General features: G+C 35.3%; 25 protein-coding genes, 1 pseudogene and 1 riboswitch. Of the genes and pseudogenes, 14 read left to right on the top strand and 12 right to left on the bottom strand.

The window, feature by feature from the left end:
- Window positions 1-6 precede the first annotated feature (6 nt).
- Window positions 7-594 carry a YkoF family thiamine/hydroxymethylpyrimidine-binding protein gene (locus tag E3U55_RS08250; RefSeq protein WP_134339954.1) on the bottom strand — a complete coding sequence of 196 codons (588 nt, stop codon included), beginning with the start codon at window positions 592-594 and terminating at the stop codon, window positions 7-9.
- Window positions 595-683: 89 nt separating this feature from the next.
- Window positions 684-786, bottom strand: a riboswitch (TPP riboswitch).
- A 274-nt stretch (window positions 787-1,060) separates the two neighbouring features.
- Between E3U55_RS08250 and E3U55_RS08245 the strand changes: the two genes are divergently transcribed.
- From E3U55_RS08245 to E3U55_RS17955, 4 genes are all read left to right on the top strand, one after another.
- Complete coding sequence (locus E3U55_RS08245) at window positions 1,061-1,705, top strand: HD domain-containing protein (protein ID WP_134339953.1); 645 nt, start codon at window positions 1,061-1,063, stop codon at window positions 1,703-1,705.
- A gap of 69 nt (window positions 1,706-1,774) precedes the next feature.
- Complete coding sequence (locus E3U55_RS08240) at window positions 1,775-2,296, top strand: hypothetical protein (protein ID WP_134339952.1); 522 nt, start codon at window positions 1,775-1,777, stop codon at window positions 2,294-2,296.
- An 18-nt stretch (window positions 2,297-2,314) separates the two neighbouring features.
- Window positions 2,315-3,349, top strand: coding sequence for a DUF5667 domain-containing protein (locus tag E3U55_RS08235; RefSeq protein WP_134339951.1), 1,035 nt, complete (start codon window positions 2,315-2,317; stop codon window positions 3,347-3,349).
- 169 nt (window positions 3,350-3,518) lie between these two features.
- On the top strand, window positions 3,519-3,602 hold the full coding sequence (locus E3U55_RS17955; RefSeq protein WP_407644107.1) for a putative holin-like toxin: 84 nt from the start codon (window positions 3,519-3,521) through the stop codon (window positions 3,600-3,602).
- Between the two features lie 190 nt (window positions 3,603-3,792).
- Here E3U55_RS17955 and E3U55_RS08230 read toward each other — a convergent pair whose 3' ends face one another.
- Window positions 3,793-4,314, bottom strand: coding sequence for a hypothetical protein (locus E3U55_RS08230; protein WP_134339950.1), 522 nt, complete (start codon window positions 4,312-4,314; stop codon window positions 3,793-3,795).
- Between the two features lie 223 nt (window positions 4,315-4,537).
- Here E3U55_RS08230 and E3U55_RS17950 point away from each other — a divergent pair.
- Both E3U55_RS17950 and copZ read left to right on the top strand, forming a co-directional pair.
- Window positions 4,538-5,083 (top strand): annotated as a pseudogene (locus E3U55_RS17950) (nitrite reductase); the annotation flags it as partial.
- Between the two features lie 87 nt (window positions 5,084-5,170).
- Window positions 5,171-5,380, top strand: coding sequence for a copper chaperone CopZ (gene copZ / locus E3U55_RS17945; RefSeq protein WP_134339994.1), 210 nt, complete (start codon window positions 5,171-5,173; stop codon window positions 5,378-5,380).
- Between the two features lie 58 nt (window positions 5,381-5,438).
- Here copZ and E3U55_RS08215 read toward each other — a convergent pair whose 3' ends face one another.
- Window positions 5,439-5,930: a hypothetical protein gene (locus tag E3U55_RS08215; RefSeq protein ID WP_134339949.1), complete on the bottom strand. Its 492-nt coding sequence runs from the start codon at window positions 5,928-5,930 to the stop codon at window positions 5,439-5,441.
- Between the two features lie 131 nt (window positions 5,931-6,061).
- On the opposite strand from E3U55_RS08215, the gene E3U55_RS08210 reads away from it, so the two are divergent.
- Both E3U55_RS08210 and E3U55_RS08205 read left to right on the top strand, forming a co-directional pair.
- Complete coding sequence (locus E3U55_RS08210; RefSeq protein WP_134339948.1) at window positions 6,062-6,379, top strand: metal-sensing transcriptional repressor; 318 nt, start codon at window positions 6,062-6,064, stop codon at window positions 6,377-6,379.
- A 14-nt stretch (window positions 6,380-6,393) separates the two neighbouring features.
- Window positions 6,394-8,808 carry a heavy metal translocating P-type ATPase gene (locus E3U55_RS08205; protein ID WP_134339947.1) on the top strand — a complete coding sequence of 805 codons (2,415 nt, stop codon included), beginning with the start codon at window positions 6,394-6,396 and terminating at the stop codon, window positions 8,806-8,808.
- Between the two features lie 49 nt (window positions 8,809-8,857).
- Here the strand turns inward: E3U55_RS08205 and E3U55_RS08200 are convergent, their stop codons facing one another.
- Complete coding sequence (locus E3U55_RS08200) at window positions 8,858-9,031, bottom strand: YfhD family protein (protein WP_134339946.1); 174 nt, start codon at window positions 9,029-9,031, stop codon at window positions 8,858-8,860.
- 61 nt (window positions 9,032-9,092) lie between these two features.
- Window positions 9,093-9,890, bottom strand: coding sequence for a TIGR00266 family protein (locus E3U55_RS08195; protein WP_134339945.1), 798 nt, complete (start codon window positions 9,888-9,890; stop codon window positions 9,093-9,095).
- Between the two features lie 648 nt (window positions 9,891-10,538).
- On the opposite strand from E3U55_RS08195, the gene E3U55_RS08190 reads away from it, so the two are divergent.
- Window positions 10,539-11,252: a DUF3883 domain-containing protein gene (locus E3U55_RS08190; protein ID WP_134339944.1), complete on the top strand. Its 714-nt coding sequence runs from the start codon at window positions 10,539-10,541 to the stop codon at window positions 11,250-11,252.
- A gap of 207 nt (window positions 11,253-11,459) precedes the next feature.
- Here the strand turns inward: E3U55_RS08190 and E3U55_RS08185 are convergent, their stop codons facing one another.
- Window positions 11,460-11,681, bottom strand: coding sequence for a hypothetical protein (locus E3U55_RS08185; protein ID WP_134339943.1), 222 nt, complete (start codon window positions 11,679-11,681; stop codon window positions 11,460-11,462).
- 983 nt (window positions 11,682-12,664) lie between these two features.
- Here E3U55_RS08185 and E3U55_RS08180 point away from each other — a divergent pair.
- On the top strand, window positions 12,665-13,801 hold the full coding sequence (locus E3U55_RS08180; RefSeq protein WP_134339942.1) for a hypothetical protein: 1,137 nt from the start codon (window positions 12,665-12,667) through the stop codon (window positions 13,799-13,801).
- Window positions 13,802-13,861: 60 nt separating this feature from the next.
- Here E3U55_RS08180 and E3U55_RS08175 read toward each other — a convergent pair whose 3' ends face one another.
- The 4 genes from E3U55_RS08175 to E3U55_RS08160 form a co-directional block, all read right to left on the bottom strand.
- The gene (locus E3U55_RS08175) at window positions 13,862-14,281 is read right to left on the bottom strand and encodes a hypothetical protein (protein WP_134339941.1); all 420 of its coding nucleotides are present in this window, start codon (window positions 14,279-14,281) and stop codon (window positions 13,862-13,864) included.
- A 227-nt stretch (window positions 14,282-14,508) separates the two neighbouring features.
- Complete coding sequence (locus tag E3U55_RS08170; protein WP_134339940.1) at window positions 14,509-14,694, bottom strand: hypothetical protein; 186 nt, start codon at window positions 14,692-14,694, stop codon at window positions 14,509-14,511.
- A 68-nt stretch (window positions 14,695-14,762) separates the two neighbouring features.
- Window positions 14,763-14,978, bottom strand: a complete 216-nt coding sequence (locus E3U55_RS08165) for a hypothetical protein (protein WP_134339939.1) — start codon at window positions 14,976-14,978, stop codon at window positions 14,763-14,765.
- Between the two features lie 12 nt (window positions 14,979-14,990).
- On the bottom strand, window positions 14,991-15,359 hold the full coding sequence (locus tag E3U55_RS08160; protein WP_134339938.1) for a hypothetical protein: 369 nt from the start codon (window positions 15,357-15,359) through the stop codon (window positions 14,991-14,993).
- A 128-nt stretch (window positions 15,360-15,487) separates the two neighbouring features.
- Between E3U55_RS08160 and E3U55_RS08155 the strand changes: the two genes are divergently transcribed.
- The 3 genes from E3U55_RS08155 to E3U55_RS08145 are packed head-to-tail and all read left to right on the top strand — an operon-like array spanning window position 15,488 to window position 17,405.
- Window positions 15,488-16,399: a cysteine hydrolase family protein gene (locus E3U55_RS08155; RefSeq protein ID WP_228547510.1), complete on the top strand. Its 912-nt coding sequence runs from the start codon at window positions 15,488-15,490 to the stop codon at window positions 16,397-16,399.
- A gap of 42 nt (window positions 16,400-16,441) precedes the next feature.
- On the top strand, window positions 16,442-17,140 hold the full coding sequence (locus E3U55_RS08150) for an aspartate/glutamate racemase family protein (protein WP_134339937.1): 699 nt from the start codon (window positions 16,442-16,444) through the stop codon (window positions 17,138-17,140).
- A 4-nt stretch (window positions 17,141-17,144) separates the two neighbouring features.
- On the top strand, window positions 17,145-17,405 hold the full coding sequence (locus E3U55_RS08145; protein WP_134339936.1) for a hypothetical protein: 261 nt from the start codon (window positions 17,145-17,147) through the stop codon (window positions 17,403-17,405).
- A 43-nt stretch (window positions 17,406-17,448) separates the two neighbouring features.
- On the opposite strand, the gene E3U55_RS08140 is transcribed toward E3U55_RS08145, so the two are convergent.
- Together E3U55_RS08140 and E3U55_RS17900 are read right to left on the bottom strand one after the other, a co-directional pair.
- Window positions 17,449-17,997: a thioredoxin family protein gene (locus tag E3U55_RS08140; RefSeq protein WP_323740406.1), complete on the bottom strand. Its 549-nt coding sequence runs from the start codon at window positions 17,995-17,997 to the stop codon at window positions 17,449-17,451.
- A 96-nt stretch (window positions 17,998-18,093) separates the two neighbouring features.
- Window positions 18,094-18,207, bottom strand: coding sequence for a TlpA family protein disulfide reductase (locus tag E3U55_RS17900; RefSeq protein WP_134339934.1), 114 nt, complete (start codon window positions 18,205-18,207; stop codon window positions 18,094-18,096).
- Between the two features lie 145 nt (window positions 18,208-18,352).
- Here E3U55_RS17900 and E3U55_RS08130 point away from each other — a divergent pair, with 145 nt between their 5' ends.
- Window positions 18,353-19,363, top strand: a complete 1,011-nt coding sequence (locus E3U55_RS08130; RefSeq protein WP_194840850.1) for an NAD-dependent epimerase/dehydratase family protein — start codon at window positions 18,353-18,355, stop codon at window positions 19,361-19,363.
- The last annotated feature ends 11 nt before the right edge of the window (window positions 19,364-19,374 follow it).

The following is a 19,374-nucleotide window of genomic DNA, read 5'->3' as shown; positions in this document are numbered from 1 at the left end:
ACCCCCTTATTTATTGGATGGACTATTCGCCGATATTGTAAAAGTCATCGTGACGTGTGATACGACTTGCTGAACTTGGTCAAAGGATTCTTGTAATGTGTTGAAGATATCTTTCACATCACCGTCTAATCGTGTGGCGTAATGTGATTCACTGACTTCAACCCCACGACTTTTTGATAGATCAATTTGATCCATAATTTTTTTCATATAATCTTCGTGCCCCATAGGATAAAGGGCGAATTTACATCCTGCCTGTTGTTTAATATCTTGTATGCCAGCTTTGTTTTGGGGCTGATCATTCTCGTCCATGAACACATCCCCTGATGAATCTCCAGGACAACCGATCGAAAACGTCCCGCTCATAGCAACATGTTCACCTGTTTTAGCCGCATGAAGAAAAATCGCTTGTGTCACATCAAAAATGTGCACCATTTTTCCTCGAATGCAGGTGCTTACATCATCAGTGTCTTTCCATACTTTGGACGTATCCACCTTATCAAGAGCTGACAAAATAATATCCACAAACTTGTCGCTCATCGGGTAGAGAGTAAATTGGCACCCCGCAATTCTACTTGTTCCACATTCGTTAGTCATCTGAAACTCCTCCTCTAAATTTTTTACATAAAAAAACTGCACTCCCGTGGGAATGCAGTTCGCCTGTATATTTAAAGAATGAATAGTTTAACAGCCTCACTACACTTCCCCACGCTAGTATTATCTAGATCGGGTCATAAGGGTCAGGCTCAGCCTTCTCAGCCACTTAAAGTAGCTCCCCTAGTGTTTTGATCGGTTATGCAGTTTTCTTACATTTAAAGAATAACTAATAGTTGAAAGATTGTAAACAGTGAATTCAGAATTTTATAGTCGGCTGAATTGTTTGGGGAAGGTAGAGTTTTTTGGAGTTTTCTAGGAAATATTAGCGGTTTTCGAAGCTTTATTAGCGGTTCTAAAAATTTTTCTAGCGGTCTTTTAACTTTTACTGGTGGTAATTTTTAAATTATTAGCAGTTAAATTTTTGATATAATTTGTAGAAATATCACAAAAGTGCGGAGGGTTAGAAATGGATGATGAAATTATTCAACGAACAGCTGATTTTGTGAGAAGTGAACTTGAAGGAGAAGGCTCTGGTCATGACTGGTGGCATATCGAACGTGTAACAAAAATGACGAGAAGAATTGCGTCAGAAGAAGGTGCGGACGAATTCATTTGTACGATGGCGGCATTACTACATGACGTGGCGGATGAGAAACTCAATGATGATCTTCAAGCTGCGGAGAAAAAAGTTGAGGATTGGTTAAAACAATTGGAAATAGATGAATCAAAACGACTTCATATTATCGACATTACGAAAACCATCTCGTTTAAAGGTGGTAACGGGGCGGAGCTCACAAACTTAGAAGCGCAAGTTGTGCAAGATGCAGATCGATTAGACGCCATCGGTGCGATTGGGATTGCTAGATGTTTTACTTATGCTGGTTCGGTAGGGAATATCATTCATAATCCTGTTTCCCAACCACGTGAGTCCATGACCCATGAAGAATACAGAAGCAACGAAGGCACAACGATTAATCATTTTTATGAAAAATTACTTAAATTGAAAGATCTGATGAATACAAAAATCGGATACGAAATTGCTAAAGATCGACATGAATACATGGAACAATTTCTTGCTGAATTTTTTGACGAATGGCAAGGAAAAAAGTAAAAAGACCCTCAAAAAATTAACCTCTTACCCGTAGTTTATGGGTAGATTGATTGAGGGAGAGGTACTTAAATGCTTAACAAATTATTGCTTACTTTGACAGCTGGATTGTTAGTTCTATCTGGATGTGGCGCAGATGCTGAAGAAAAAGAAGAACAACCACAAAAAACAGAGCAACAAGAAGAACAGGCAAAAAAGGAAGACACACAACAAGAAGCATTGTATAAAAAAGGTGGACTTGTTGTATCAGAAGTTTCTGGTTGGTCCGTAGGTAAGGAAAAAGAAGATCCACTTACAGTGAATTTCAATCACCAAAATTTGAAAGCGATTGCTTCAGTTATTAATACAGATAAGTCTTTCGAACAGTTGAAGAATGAATTATTGAATGGAGCAGGTGACGTTGAAGTCTTAAAGGAAGAGGATGGACATTTTTCTTATCACTCTAAACACGAAGAAAGTATCCGAACTGATGTCTATATTACTCAACATGACCAACAAACTCTGGTACTAAGTTTTCTATCTAAGACTGATGTCTATGATGAAGTAAAAGCATCTATTAAGGAGTTTCAATCGGCTGTCAATTTACAAAAATAAGAAAAGGGTGAGGTTATTTTGAAAAAACTATTATTAGCATTAATTACGACTACTTTATTAATCGGTGGAACAGTATTCGCACAAGAAAACACCGATAAGGAAGAATCATCTCATGTTAGCCCGGAGTCAGAAGTTTATGACATGAGTCGTTTCATGGAACAAGCTGAATATGAATTAACAGAAAATGAGGCTGTTAAAGCTCTTTTACAAGATGGTTTTGCTGAGGAGCGTTTAGCTGAAATTCAAGAACTTCTGGAAAAAGACAATCAAGAAGAAGTTGATGAGTTATTCAAAGAATACGAAATGCATTTAGAAGAAATTAAGAAAAATATCGAAGAGGCTAAAAGTAAAGGCGAAGACGTTACTGAGGTAGAAGAAAAAGTTGAAGAAAACAAAGAACAACAAACAATTAGTCTTAAAGAATTATTAGAACATGAAAAATTATCTCAAGACACGAAAGATGAACTTGAACGCGTATTGGTAAGTCAGAATGAAGAATCATCAGAAGATACTAAGGAAGAAACAGAAGAAGAGGAAACTACTGATGAAGAGAAAGCTGATGAATCTGAAGAAAAGGACAAAGCAACTAAAAAAGTTGAAAAAGCAGAAGCTAAATTAGCAAAAGAAAAAGAAAAGACAGTAAAAAAATTAGATAAAGCTGAAAAAGAGGCTGAACGTAAATTGGCAAAAGTTTTTGCTGAATTAGAACGTGAACTAGCAAAAGTTGAAAGTGAAGATAAAGCTGAAGAAATAATCGAAAAAGCAGAGTGGAAAATCGATAAAATTCTAGAAAAATTAGAATGGAAAACTGAAAAGGCTAAATCTAAGGCAGAAGATAAAGCAGAAAAAACATTAGAAAAGTTAGAAGAGAAGATTGAGAAGCTAGAAGAAAACCGTGAAGAAGAGCGAGAAGAAGATGAGGAAAGAGAAAAGGACCGTCACGAAGATGAAGACAAAGAAGATGATGATGACGATGACGACGACGAAGATGAAGACAAAGAAGAAGAAGAAGAAGAAGAAGATGACGACGAAGAGGACCGCGATGACGATTAATTATAACGCCTACTAGGACTCCTAGTGGGCGTTAATTTATCTTGGAACCCTACTTTTTCATTAGGAATATATGTTCTGTTATTTCATGCATAATTTTGTTAAAATGTAAGTTGTACAATAAGGCTATTAAGGGTGGTGACTCGCCCCTCATTTGAAGAAAAAGGGGGTGATGCCTATGACGGTTTTTGAGGCCATAATGATCATGTTGACCTTTGGATCATTCGTGGTACTGTTACTGTCAGAAAAAAAGTAACCACCCTCATGCCTGGTAAGCGTTAGGGTAGTTACTTTTCCCAATGCGAGCTGCCCCTTTAAAGGGCTATTGTACGTAACCGTTGGTGTGACAGCACCAGCGGTTATTTTATTCTATGAGTAATTTATATTTTTATTATAACTATTAATACATATTATGACAAGTGATTTCAATCCACTTTAAAAAGGGATTAATGACGAATCTGATGATAATCAATAGGAGAATGTTGTCGGTCTAATTCACTTGGAAAATACAAAAAGATTAATGTCATAACAATGCATGATAATAATAATAGTCTATAGTTCAATTTATGTGACCTAGCGATAGACAGAAGGGTGATACCACTTAAAAAAGCTAAACCGACCATAAGTAAAAATAGACCATCAGCTACATTAAACATCATGATAAGCATTACTGCCATCATAGAAGCCATTAAACCTGAGAATAGACCTTCTATTTGAGTGTTATGACCAAATTTTGTTCCTATTATACTTCCTATAATTGAACCAATTGCGATAGATATAAGGGTAGCAATTAGAGGTTGTTCATAAAAATGAATCCAAGTGATAAAGCCTATTATTAAACCAAATGAAGTACTTAAGCACATAGTTGTAATCATCGACTCCATTGCGCGATTCGATTGACGTATAAAGATAAGTATAGCCAATAAGTTTATGACTAGAACAGTAATTGAATACAGAGTTATATTCATTGAGATACCCCCTTGGGATATAAAATGCCTCACTAATAAATTATACGAGTAGCTTAGTAAATATGCTTGTTTAATAACTAAGTTTAATTGTATACATAACGGGGGTATGCTATAATCCTTACAAAACAACTTTTGGAGGTATTACACGATGGGCGTTAATAAAATCCCCTTAGCTGTAAACGGTGGTATTGATTTTGGCGCGTGGCTAAAGCCTAAACAGTTAATGGTTTTGATGGAATATTTAGAAGAGGATGAAAGAGTGGAATTAACAACTCTTCAACAATTAATAGTTAAAATACCTGAAGACCAAATAGAAGATGCTAAGAGAAAATTTGACGAAGTCGGGCTTCATTATTATAAAGTCGGAAATTATGTGAAAAATTTAAGAACTTGTAATTTCTGTAAAGGTGAAGAAGAAGAGGGGATGCCAGTAGCTAAAGAATTAAATAAAAGAATTGCAGGTCAGGATGTACCCTTTACATTAAGGCCGGCATATACTGGCTGTCCTGTTGGATGTGGAGAACCCTTAGTTAATGATATAGGTGTCATGAAGAAAAAAGATCATTATCAGCTATACATAGGTGGACAAGCGAAAGGGTATAATGCAAGAGTAGGAGAATTATTTGCGGATCACTTGGCTCCAGAAGAATTATATGAGTTGGTTGATCAAATTCTGGAGTTATATCGACAACAGGGGCGAAAACGAGAGAAATTCCCTAAGTTTGTAAAACGTTTAGGTTTAGAAAATATAAGGGAAAATTTAAATGAAAATCTAAATATTAAAACAAGTCATTTGAATACCTTTACGGGGTATGATACATTGGAAACAGGATACAAGAGAAAGGGGATTTTTAACATGAAAGAACTTACATTGAATGTTCAAGGAATGTCTTGCGGGCATTGTGTATCATCTGTAGAAGGTGCCCTAAATGAATTAGATGGCGTTTCGGACGTTAACGTTGATTTAGGTGAAGGCAAAGTTGATGTTAAGTATGATGAATCTAAAGTATCTGTTAATCAAATTAAAGATGCTATAGATGATCAAGGTTATGATGTTGTAGCTTAAATTTTTGTCCCCGTTCGTGTTGAGCGGGGATTATTCTTTATTCATAAGGCATTAACTATCATTTTTTAAGTGGAACTTTTGTTTCACCAAAAGATACATTCTCTATTTGAGCGGTTATACCTTGATCAATCTGAATTACAAATGTTCTAGGTGATGCATCAGCAGTGCAACTTTCGCCCCCTTTTCCTGATAATTGGACTATCATAGTTTTGTTATCAGAGCTTAAGTCAACATTGTTGTAAGGACAACTGCTTGATTCATGAAGTCCAATGAAAATAACTTCTTTTTCTTTGAAATCAACTTTGGGAATTTTTTTATCAAACTCATATAAGTTCCAGGTTTGTTCAAATTCTGATTCATTAACTGCTTTTCTTATTAAATATCTTTCGAATGCAATCTCATGGAAATGATCAGGTAATGTTTTATCATTTGCTATAATGTCTTCATGAATTTGATTATTTTCACTATCAGATTGTGTATGATTACTACATCCCAATAACATTATTAACGATAATAATCCTAGAGCAAGTAATGATTTTAAAGTTGTCATATCATTTTCCACCCCTTATTTATTTGATTAGACGACAAATATTAATGAAAGTTACATATAAGCTTCCTAGTTTGTTTTTATTGACAAAATACATTAGGGGGGTATAGTATATAATTAGAGGTGAAAATAAAATGAATGAAAAAGACGTCAAAATGGTTAACCAAGATGAACCTGTAGTACCTCGAACATCATCAGAAAAAGATGCTCTGACAAATCGTTTAAAACGAATTGAAGGTCAAGTTAGAGGTCTACAAAAGATGGTTGAAGATGACCGCTATTGTGTAGATGTTTTAGTACAAATTTCGGCTGTTAAAGCCGCTTTAGATAAAGCAGGTTACCAACTGCTGGAACGACACGCCAAAATGTGTGTTACAAATGCAGTAAAAGAAGGTAATGGAGAAGAGTATATGGATGAACTCATGAAGGTGATTAACCAATACTCCAAATAGGGGGATGAAGACATATGAGTAACGAAAATCAAAATCACAAACAAACTCAGTTTGATGTAACAGGCATGACATGTTCAGCCTGCTCAACTCGTATTGAGAAAGTATTAAATAAAATGGATGGTGTAGAAGCCAACGTTAATTTATCAATGGAAAAAGCATCAGTTTCTTTTGATGAAAACCAGGCAACTGTCCAGGATATCGTTGAACGCATAAATAAATTAGGGTACGGTGTTCAGGAGGAAAAAGTTGAACTAGATATTAGTGGGATGACGTGTTCAGCATGCTCGTCGCGTATAGAAAAAGTGCTATCCAAGATGGAAGGGATCTCTCAAGCGAATGTTAACTTAGCGACGGAGTCAGGTACAGTGGAATATACCCCCGGAGTGGTATCTATAGATGAAGTCTTGGAAAAAGTTAAAAAGCTAGGATATGAAGCAGTTATTAAACAGGATAAAGAAGAAAAAGAGTCAAATAAGGAAAAAGAAATTCGTGATAAACGTCGTAGTTTTATCTTTTCAGCTATTTTGTCTTTTCCTTTATTACTCACGATGATTGGGCATATGCCAATTGGTATATCAGCGCCAGGTTTTATTGAATATCCATGGACACAGTTTGTTTTAGCAACGATCGTTCAGTTTTATATCGGTTGGCCATTTTATACAGGAGCTTATCGAGCGTTATCTAATAAAAGCGCGAATATGGATGTTCTTGTGGCATTGGGTACCTCTGCAGCTTACTTTTACAGTGTTGTGCAGGCAATATTATGGCAAACAGGTGCTATAGAACACGCTGAACTTTATTTTGAAACAAGTGCAATCTTAATAACGCTTATCATACTAGGTAAATATTTCGAAGCATTGGCGAAAGGTCGTACGACTGCAGCTATTACCAACCTTTTAAAACTTCAAGCTAAAGAAGCAACAGTTTTAAAAGACGGAAAAGAAGAACGTGTTCCAGTCGATCAGGTTCAAGTCGGAGATCACATCATTGTAAAACCGGGTGAAAAAATACCTGTCGATGGTGAAGTGATTGTAGGTTCAACTTCAATTGATGAATCGATGATTACAGGTGAATCCATTCCGGTAGATAAAAATGAAAGTGATGCTGTAATCGGTTCAACTATTAATAAGAACGGCACAATTACTATGGTAGCTAAAAAGGTCGGTAAAGATACGGCTTTAGCGGGCATCATTAAAATTGTTGAAGAAGCTCAAGGTTCAAAAGCGCCGATTCAAAGAATGGCGGATAAGATATCAGGGATATTTGTTCCTATTGTTGTAGGTATTGCTGCAGTAACTTTTATAGTATGGTTCTTTTTTGTTGAACCAGGTGTATGGGGGGCAGCTCTTGAAGCATCAATCGCCGTACTAGTTATAGCTTGTCCTTGTGCATTAGGCCTAGCTACACCAACTTCAATTATGGTTGGTTCTGGTCGAGGAGCTGAACAAGGAATACTGTTTAAAGGTGGAGAGTACTTAGAAGGTACTCAAGCTATTGAAGCTGTCTTATTGGATAAAACAGGTACAATCACTGAAGGTAAACCTCGTGTCACCAATGTTGTAACAATCTCAGGTGATCAATCAGATTTTAATCTAGTAGCCGGAGCAGAAAAACGTTCGGAGCACCCGTTAGCTCAAGCCGTTATGGCTTATGCTACTGAACATGACTTTGATGTAAAAGATCCAGAGTCATTTGAAGCAGTATCGGGGCATGGGATTGAAGCTAAAGTAAATGAGAAACAAGTATTAGTTGGTACACGTAAACTTATGAATGAAAAAGGGATTAACATTGAATCAGCCGAAGAAAAACTTCAAGAGTTTGAATTAGAGGGTAAAACGGCTGTTCTAGCAGCAATAAATGGAGAATTACGTTTTGCAATTGGTATTGCAGATACAGTAAAACCAACGTCTAAAGAAGCAATTAAAGAACTTCAAGACATGGATATAGAAGTATATATGATGACAGGTGATAACACAAGAACAGCAACGGCTGTCGCAAAAGAGGTTGGCATTCCTGAAAGTAATGTATTTGCTGAAGTTTTACCTGAGCATAAAGCAGATCAAGTTTTAAAATTACAAGAACAGGGCAAAAAGGTTGCCATGGTCGGTGATGGTATTAATGATGCACCAGCCCTAGCAACAGCTGATATCGGTATGGCAATCGGTACAGGTACAGACGTAGCTATTGAGGCAGCCGACGTTACACTTGTTGGAGGAGATTTAACTAATATCTCTCACGCCATTAAACTTAGTAAAAAGACAATGCGAAATATTAGGCAAAACTTATTCTGGGCACTCTTCTACAATAGTGCAGGTATTCCAGTCGCAGCCATTGGTTTATTAGCACCATGGGTTGCAGGAGCTGCAATGGCATTTAGTTCAGTGTCCGTTGTCAGTAACTCACTTAGATTAAAGAAACAAAAAATATAAATTTATAAGTAAACCCGGAGCAATAATTTAGCTTCCGGGTTTTGTCATATTATCTCTTCTGATTTTTCACACGTGTATCTGCGGCTCTAGCTCTTGCTTGAGCTTCTAAATCCTCTTGATCAGCCATTGATTGTGAAAACTCTACATCTTGCGCGTGGAGTTGATTCTTTGGCGTTTGAGCCATTTTGTTTCTGCTTTTTCTTTTGTGTTCATCTTTACCCATTACTATCACCTCTTCTTAAAGAGTTGTTTTTAGTATGTGTGAAAGATGAATTTTTATGTTATTAATTACGATCTCCACCAAATACATCAAATAAACCTTGAGCTAAACTTCCTTCCCCTCTTTGTTCGCCACCACGTTCAGGTGTCGCTGCAAAAATACGGCTTGCTAATCGGCTAAATGGAAGAGATTGTACCCATACCGAACCTGGGCCTTTAATTGTAGCGAAAAATAAGCCTTCTCCTCCGAATAAGGCTGTTTTAACTCCACCTACAAATTGAATATCATAATCTACATCACGCGTTAATGCTACTAAACATCCAGTGTCAACTTTTAACGTTTCCCCTGGTTCAAGGTCCCTGCGATGAATTGTTCCGCCAGCGTGAACAAATGCCATACCATCGCCTTCTAATTTTTGCATGATAAACCCTTCGCCACCAAAGAAGCCAGCCCCTATTTTCTTTTGAAAATCGATACCAACTGAAACGCCTTTGGCTGCAGCTAAAAAGGCATCTTTTTGACAAATTAATTTACCGTCTAATTCACTTAAATCCATTGGCACAATTTTACCTGGATATGGTGAGGCGAAAGAGACATGTTTCTTGCCTGTACCAACATTAGTGAACGTTGTCATGAATAAGCTTTCACCAGTAATAACACGTTTACCAGCACCTAATAACTTACCCATAAAGCCCCCTTGATTTGCAGAGCCATCACCAAAAATAGTTTCCATTTGGATTTGATCATCCATCATCATTAAACTTCCAGCTTCGGCAATCACTGTTTCATCTGGATCAAGTTCAACTTCAACAAATTGCATGTCATCCCCATAAAGTTTGTAATCAATTTCGTGATTATTCATATTCCCCATCTCCTTTATACATTATCAATAGATAATATGTAGTTTCTGTAAATTCATGATAAAGTCCTTTATTTGGCTAAAAGGCATATAAATTTTGAAAGTAGGCAAATAAAATTTCAAAAGAAGCAAATATATTTTAAAAATAGGCAGAAATATTACTGCCCCTGGTTCACTAAAAGAAAAAAAGTTTTGTACCCCTTGACGTGTCTGATTCCGTTTCTTAGTGATAAATCGGTGAGGTTCGGGTGTCCTGACCGATTTGAACTTAGAAAAGGAGCGTCATTGTACAATGCGAAATGCAAAAGGAGCAAAATTAAAACAACAAGAAAGCCTGGTGGTTACATCAGGCATCCGTATTGAATCTTCTTGAGCGAACGTACCCGATCTACAGGAAGTGGTGGTTTTGTGCTCGTTCGGTATGGCCGATAGGTAAACGAAACAGGAACTTACAGGCTTACATAGCAGCACCCCAAAGGAAATAATTACGTATCGAAATGAACTACTCTATAAGATGTTTAAAGATATTGGAGCTAATGCAAAGCCACTTAATCAGCTTATATTTTTAAAAACCGTACACAAATAGATGATTTTTGTACATTCATAGACGGAATAATTTTTTATGCAAAAAATTATAAAGGAGAGATTACTATGGATTCTGTTTATGTGCCTTATGACGAAGAAAATGTTGATTACTGGAGAGAAGAACAAGGTGAGTGTGTAACTGATATTGGTTTAGATTATTTATATGAGGATCTTCCGAATGATCATATTGGTTCTGAAAATTATATTGAAAATGAATATTTAGAGATGTATGAACTGAAGTCATTTAAAGAGGATCTATCAGACATGCCTTATCGAATGGTAGATGATGAAGTAAAATCAACTATAGAAGAACCTTATGAAATGTATGTAGAACAAAAGATTAGATTATTTAGTGGTTTAACCCCTATTCAAATAAAATATCTAAAAAAGCATAAAAGACAGATGGAAATCGGGGATTACGGTGAAGAATGTGTCTATCAACACGAAAAAACTAAACTTCTAGGAACTAAATACTATAATATGATTGATAAAACAAAGGCTAATAATCCAAGTAATGGATATGATATTTTATCTTATACAAAAGATGGAACACCTTTATATATTGAGGTAAAAACCTCTAAAAATATTGGATTAGATTTTCATATAACTCCTCACCAATTAAAAGTTGCGACATATATGAGGAATCAAGGAATGAAGTACATGATTTATTTTATTAAAGACGTTTATTCGGATGATCCTAAATTTATGGTAATAGATGATATTTTAGAAGAGAGTAAATATCATTTTGAACCAACTGGATATAGAGTAAAATATAATTGATGAATACTGTATCTCATGTATATTACTTAATTTAAGTGGAAAAGCTGTTTACTACCACAAGTATACAAATTTGTACCTAGAATGTACAAAAATGCACTAATACTAATTGTTGGATATAATTGCTATTATGATATTGTGGTTTCATAAAGACATCATGTTATGTAATATAAAATTAAAAAAATAACCGCTCAAAAGAGCGGCGTAAGGTTACTGTTCTAACTGCTTTTTAACATCATTCGAAAACTTACTAACAAGTTTGTAGTATCCTTTGACCAGAAGAATACTGGTAAGTGTTAAAAACATAAAAGCTACGGCTAAGCCGATTTCAGCTCCAAATATTGTTACTGTATAACCTATATTCAGTAAATAGGAGACAAAAGCACTGCCAAACATGGAGAAACATACAGTTGTAAGATTGCTTTGCTGCAATATTATCAACATCCTTTCATCAATATTTGATACATTGAAAGCGGCGTATCAGAGACCGAATTTATTTAAACAGGATAACTCATCCTGGAATTTTTCAACACAAAAGCACCCGTTAAAAGCGTTCTTTTGACGGGTTACCTAAAAAAACGATGGTGATTTGTTAACACCAAAATACTCATGAGCTTGTCAATTCTATTAACCTATGTATCTAATAAAATATGTTTATATGATATATCTTAACCAAAATGGAGTTATTTAATACTTCTTAAATGTATTTCCTTATGGGGTTTAAATTATTGAATTTAGGCAAGAGAGAGACATAAAGAGGATAACAATCGCTAGACTTGAACTTTAGTAACTGAAAGCGTGTGATATAACGCATCACACGTCTTGAAGGCCGATAAAGTGTAAAGTCTAGCCTGAATCCAAAACACTTGAGATAGACAGGAAGAATGACTGGCTACGTCAAAGCGTTTAGTGTATGAAGCTAGATTGTTCCCCCTCTGTTGTCGGACATGGGCCTTGATTTAACCGAATATAGAGAAGGTGTGAACCTTCTTTCCTTTAAACAGTCCTGGTGCTCGTTTGGTATGGCCGATAGGTAAACGAAACAGGAACTTAAGGAGTGTTAGCGAAGCATGAACTTACAGGCTTACATAGCAATACCCCAAAGGAAATTAAGGGAAGGTTTAACCTCCCCCTCAACTATTATTTCATCTGACATGTTTTAATCTTATATACTTCTTCTGCATTGGCTTTAATTCCCATTTTTTGAGATACCCAAGGCTTTTTTCAATAAGGAAAAAGGTCGTTATAGCTCATAAATTTTTGCCTGGTTAGAAACGGCTAAAGACAAAAAATTACAATATTACCCAAAAAATGCACACAAATACTCTATTGATAGATTTTGGTTTAATGTTAATTTGTTGGTAGAATATATCTTCTAAAGAACTTCATCAAATTCTTTAAAAGGGGCTGTTATTTTGAAAAAAGGCTTAATAGGGTTTTCCATTTTATTGATTATTGCCTTTACTACTTCTCTTATAAACGCAGAGGAGAAATTAAAGGTACATTCAAAGGGAATCGAAAATGTTATCAAAATTGAAGATGGTGTAGATGCCCAAGGAAGAGCAGTAGAAAAAACGCATAAAGGAGTAGAAGTGGTAGGTAACATTCATTTAAGTCACGAAGAAATCAGCGGTATGTTAAATGATGTGAAAGATAAGACAAAATACCAACTAAGTGGAGAAAACATTTATAAAAACGAAGAAAGCAGTGTTCTTACATACGAAGGACATATAAAAAATCATGAGAATCTAATGTTTCAAGCTGAAGCAACAAAAAGAGGAAAAAAATATCAAGTATATTTCAATATAGTAAAAGTGAAAAATGAGGCTGATGACATCGATGATGGTGAAGTCATAAGCTCTTATACGCTAAATGGAGAAAAGCCTAAAACGACTGAAAAACTTAAAAATAATAGTTTTAGTATCCAAAACTATTATGAAAAATTAGGAGATGACCATGGCTATTATTACGATATTAGACATGAAGGCAATAAAACTTTAGATCATAGTAGTGGTTCAAGTTATTATCAAGTAAGAATGACCACTAACTCTTCAAACGTTGATGATTATTGGCAGGATCAATACCCGAATGGACCTTATGTTTCTGGAAGTACAGTTAAACAATATAATACTGAATGGTATTCAAGTGATGATTATGCAGCCTATCGTGCAGCTGATCCGGAAAGTGATGAAGAAATAAATTATAAAATTCCATTCTGGAGTCCATACACAGGGCCTTTACAGATTCCAGTATCGATTAAAACGGCAGATGTATTAGATACAGATGGTTCTCTTCAAATGGGAGTAAATCTATATTGGGGTAACGATGACTACAATTCTTACAAAGATGATAATACTTTCTCTGAAGATCCTGAAGAAGGAGATGGTTTCGCGGTAAGAGTTTACAAAAGTTTAAATTATCCTTATGCGCAAGAAGAAACATTTTATGTAGATCATATGGTTCGTTTTAGAACGTCGTTCACAGCGCCAGGAGCGACTGATAAGTATTTAAGAGTTAATGATACTACAAGTTATACCGTAACATTAGAATAAAATACTAAAAAAGAGGAAGTAGATGATGCTTCCTCTTTTTTAATATAAACTAAATCTCTTTTACTTGGTTAAAATCTCTTTCATTTCCTCTGACGCATCCTTTAGTACATATTTGCCTGATTTTCGATTTACATCTGTTCGTTCAACAAAAATATTGTCATTAGCGTAATGTATAATTATCGTTTCTCTCCCTTCGGCTGGAGACTCCACATCTATTATAATTCCAGATTCTGCTTCAGGAATATTATCTACAATGGAAGTTTCATCGTTAGGATGTTGATTAAATAATTCAATAATGCTTATATACTCATCAACATCAACTTGTTTTATATTGTTTCCGTAAGTCCATGTGTGAATAGCATCTATTTCTTCTGATGCAATAAGTTTGTGATCAGGTTGAGGAAAATACCAATAAATCACTAAAGATGTTAATAGTACAACGGAAACCCCTATAATTGATATATACATATATTTTTTCATTAAACCGAACTCCTTTCTGATAACAAAACAAAATATGAGCTAACCCATAAACAAAATATCATATTTATCAATATAAGTAATTATTTTTTGAAAAATATTTAACAGAAACTTCTTATCGTGTTAGCTTGGTTTGATTGTAATGTTTAACACAAACGGATATATCAACAGGGTTACAAAAATAGTGCGTTTATACGTTGTTTAAATGCTGTCATATTATCCAACCTTTCCTAGATATTAATAAAATGAGTAACCATGAAATTCTTCATAGGCTCTAATGTTTTGTGGCGTGGCTTGAACACTTCATATTCATACATCTCTATAATCTCTAAATTCCGTTCATGTGTTGACCAGCTGTAAAAATCAAGTATTTCTTCATCTTCTTCAACTGGAGCACATATCCTGGTATAAATCATCGGCTAAACTTTCGATGCTAGTATGAGCTGAAAATCCGTCTGTTTGAAGGTCTTTAATGACCACTTTTTTAGTCATTTGTTAATTCCTCCTCTTGATCAGTCCACTTGATATTAGTTGAATCACATATATGGCATTGTTCAACAAAATCGGGGTCTGGGTAAGCTTTTATAATAGATGTATCAATAATTGCATTATCATTAACACCTACTACACACGAAACAGGTAACGAGCCTATAGCTACAAACAAGTCTGTATTATGACAATCACAACATTTCCACCCCATGTTATCGCTCCTTTAACAAACAAAATCTAGTAAATAATATTTATCAAAATCTCCACCGTTATCTTCAATGACCATGTAACAACCTCTGTTGTCACGTTGTACTTCATATTCTTCAGTAAATACACCATCAACTAATACATGAGCTATTTGATTTTTAAATTTTATAATCTCTACATGTATGCTCATATCAGTGACTACTTCAACTTGAAAGTGGTCTATAAAGGCGTTATTCCATTCTTCTTGTGTTGGTTGTTCTTCAAAAGAAAGTGCATCAAACATAGCTAATTGAAACCGTCCATCGTCTGAATGACCGTTATCTGTGATATATGAACAAATCTCTTGAATGGAATAGAAAATGCAGTTATTAAAAAGATACTTCATGACAATCTCCCCTTTATTATGGTGTTAACGTAAGGGTCAATCCCTATTGTAAATTTTCAACTTGTATTTTGAAAAATGTGAAAGTGGAATTCTTATCGTTTATAATAATTGTAGGGAGGGAATATGAAATGTTGAGTACTTCTTTTGAACAATTAATTAATACAGCCAAGATTGGTTCATATGAGTACGTAGATTTAAATGAGATTGTCAAATTAGCTTTAAATGAAAACATTCAACCATCAGAAAATGATGACAAAAGAGTTTTATTTTTAGGGATAGACCTACAAAATGATTTTATGGAAGAAGGAGCGTTGGGTGTTCCTGGAGCTCACGGGGATGTTGAGCGCATCAATAAGTTTTTATATAACAACATGGATCAGATTACTGAAGTCGCAGTATCCCTAGATACTCATAGTTTGAATCAAATTTTCCATCCATCATGGTGGGTGGACCCAGAAGGTAAACATCCAGAACCATTTACCATAATTACGTCAGAAGATGTCGATCATGGAAAATGGAAGCCTGTTTATGAACAAGAAATTAGCATAGATTACGTTAAAAAGCTAGAAGTTTTAGGTCAAAAGCAACTGTGTATTTGGCCATACCATTGTATTGAAGGAACTCCTGGAGCGAGTTTGGAAAGTCAGTTTGCACGTATGGCTCATTTTCATTCAGTTATAAGAAACACAACACTTAAGAAAATTGTAAAAGGTAAAGATCCTTATAGTGAAATGTATGGCATTATTAAACCTGAATATAGTCGTGATAACCAAACAAATCGAGAATTGCTAGCATACATTCGTGAATTTGATGAAGTCTATATAGCAGGTCAAGCAGAATCACATTGTGTTTATGAAACGGTTCGACAAATTGCTGAGCACTTTGCAGATGATTTACAATGGACTAAAAAAATATATGTACTAAAAGATGGCATGAGCTGTATTCCAGGATTTGAAGAAGAGAATGCTAAAGCATGGCAGGCATTAATCGACCAATATGGAATTCAATTAGTCGAATCTTCAAAAGTTACAGCGTCATAATTTGTAATTATTGCCCGGGAAATGTCGAGGAGAGGTGAAATAATGAAAACAATTGGAATAATCGGCGGTATGAGTTGGGAATCTTCTGCGACATATTATCGTTTAATTAATGAAAAAGTAAGAGATCAACTTGGTGGTCTACACTCTGCTCAATGTATCTTATATAGTGTGGACTTTGCAGATGTTGAAGAATGGCAAAAGAAAGGTGAATGGTGGGAGGCTGGAGACGCTCTTTGGTATGCGGCTCGGTCATTAGAGTTGGCTGGTGCAGATTTTATCATTTTAGCTACCAATACGATGCATAAAGTTGTTGATATTATTGAGCAACGAATCACGGTTCCAATCCTTCATATTGCTGATGCTACGGTTAATGCTATTAAGCGTAAAAATATAGGCAGAGTTGGTCTATTAGGAACGAAATATACCATGGAACAAGATTTCTATACAGGACGTGTTGAAGAGCAAGATGTGGAAGTTGTCGTTCCTGATGAAAGTGCACGAGACAAAGTGAATGACATCATTTTCTCTGAACTGGTTTTAGGGGATATTAAAGATGAATCAAAAGAATATTATTTGAAAGTAATCGATCAGCTAATCGCTGAAGGTGCTGAAGGTATTATATTAGGGTGCACAGAAATTGGTTCATTAATTAATCAATCAGATGTTTCAGTACCAATTTTTGATACAACTGAAATTCATACCGAGGAAGCTGTGCGTGAAGCATTTGTAGAAGAGGAGTAATCTTATGAATAAGGGGACTTTATGGTTAATAACTTTACCTGTAATTTTACTTGCTATTTTGTTGATTTATAAAGGCATTGTTCTAAACAATAGAGTTGGTGTGGTTGATGGAGCGGGAATAGGTATCAGTTTTATAGGTTTTGAACTTAATGATTCAGTTCCGAATGAGAAAGTCCAATACTATGCAACAAGTTTTATTATTACAGGTATAACAACATTATTAATAGGGTTAGCATTAATGTTTAAATTATTACGGTTAAGATAAACAACGCAGGGTCCTTATGGAAGGCCCTGCGTTGTTTTTTGTCTTAATCTGTTCCTGGAATATAGCATCCTTCTGGACCACAAACCATTCCATGCTGTTCTGCTTCTTCTTGACGTTCCTTTTCAAGTTGTTCTTTTTGCCACTCAATATCAATTGTTGGTGAAAATTTCTCTGGATGTCGAATGTACCAGCGTTGCTTACGAATTAAAAAGTTATCTGGATCTAATAAAAGAGCTTCATCCAGTTCATTTAAAGCAGCATTTTTTCTATCTTGGTTAAGATACTCCATTCCAAGTCTGAACTTGGTTTGCGCTAATTGTTTTTGTAACAGGTCAGATCTTGATGGAGGATTATAATACTGGTCATCCAATTCCACTTTTTCAGTATCGCCATAAATCAGCTTCTCTACTGCTTCAATGTGTTCCTCTTTACTGTTTTGAAACCCTTGCTTAATCAACCGCATCGTTCCATCTTCATCAACGAAAATACCATTAGGTACAATGCTAAATCCGAAATAGTTAGCTAATTTGTTATCGGGGTCTGCGACTGTTTTGAAATAAGTGCCTTTGGTATAAGGCTCAGCTGCCTTCATGCCTTGAACATCGACTGCTACTGATAAGAGTTCAAAATTTTCATTTTTGTGTTTTTCATAAAATTCCTGCCATCCAGGCAGTTGTTCACGGCATCGTCACCACGACGCCCACATGAAGATTAATGTCTTTTTCCCTCTGTAATCATCTGTTGACATAGCGTTGCCATTCACATCTTGTAATTCAAAAGAAGGTAATTTTTCTAATAACATCATTTGTTCCTCCTTTATATCCTTTTATTTTACTTTATTAGATTAAGGCTTAAATATAAAGTATTTTAATTCAAGGATTTTTACAATATTTGTCGAAATGAATACATAGGATTATTAATAAGGTCATTAATAGGGGAGTGGGATGATGAAAGTTTTCATTATTGGGGGAACAAATTTCATGGGACCACATGTGGTCAACATATTGAACGAGCGAGGGCATGAAGTATTAGTTTTCCATCGTGGAAATCACAATATAGATTTAAAAAATGGTGTTGAAGAACTACTAGGTAATCGCGAAGAACTTGAAAAATATAGAGAGCAAATAAAGGCATTCAATCCCGATGTTGTTCTTGATATGATATGTATGTTTGAGCGTAATGTGGAGCAACTAGAAAAGGCTTTAGAAGGAATCGTTAAGCGACTTGTATTAATTAGTAGTGCAGATGTATATCGTGCATTTGAAGTTATTAATAAAGTCACTGAGGGTCCGATTCAGCCCATGCCACTCAAAGAGGATTCGGAGTTACGTACGCAACGTTATCCCTTTAAGGGGAAAATGGATAATGATTTTGCGAATGAATACGATAAAATTCCTGTAGAAGAAAAAGCCATGGGTAGTGATAAATTTGACACAACGATTTTACGCTTACCAATGGTTTATGGAGCGAATGATCCCAATAGACGTTTTATGAGTTATATTCATCGTATGAATGATAACCGTCCACATTTGGTGTTGGATGAGCGTTTGGCTAATGCTAGATATTCTATGAGCTTTTCAAAAAATGTGGCTCACGCAATTGTGATGGCCATTGAAAATCAGGACATGGCTGGGCATACTTTGAACATTTCAGACAATGACACTGTGCCAGTTTTAGAATGGGTAAAGCGTATAGCTAAGTTAATGGAATGGGACGGAAATATTGTTGTCGCTAAACCAGGAGAATTTCAAGATGAGATTGGTATGAATACAGACCAGGATTTAGTTATTGATAGTTCGTTAATTAGAGAGCAATTCAATTATAAAGAAGTAATTTTGTTGAATGAAGGTCTACGCGAAACTATTGTTTCGGAGTTAAATCATCCACCTGAAGAGGATTTAGCGAAGATGTTTGATTATGAGAAAGAAGATGAAGTTGTAGCACTTAGTAAGAAGTAATTAGAGGAGCT

This window comes from Filobacillus milosensis (genome assembly GCF_004402015.1).
GTDB lineage: Bacteria > Bacillota > Bacilli > Bacillales > Alkalibacillaceae > Filobacillus > Filobacillus milosensis.
The sequence above is the reverse complement of the archived record's forward strand: the minus strand, read 5'-3'. Positions and strand labels throughout refer to the sequence as shown.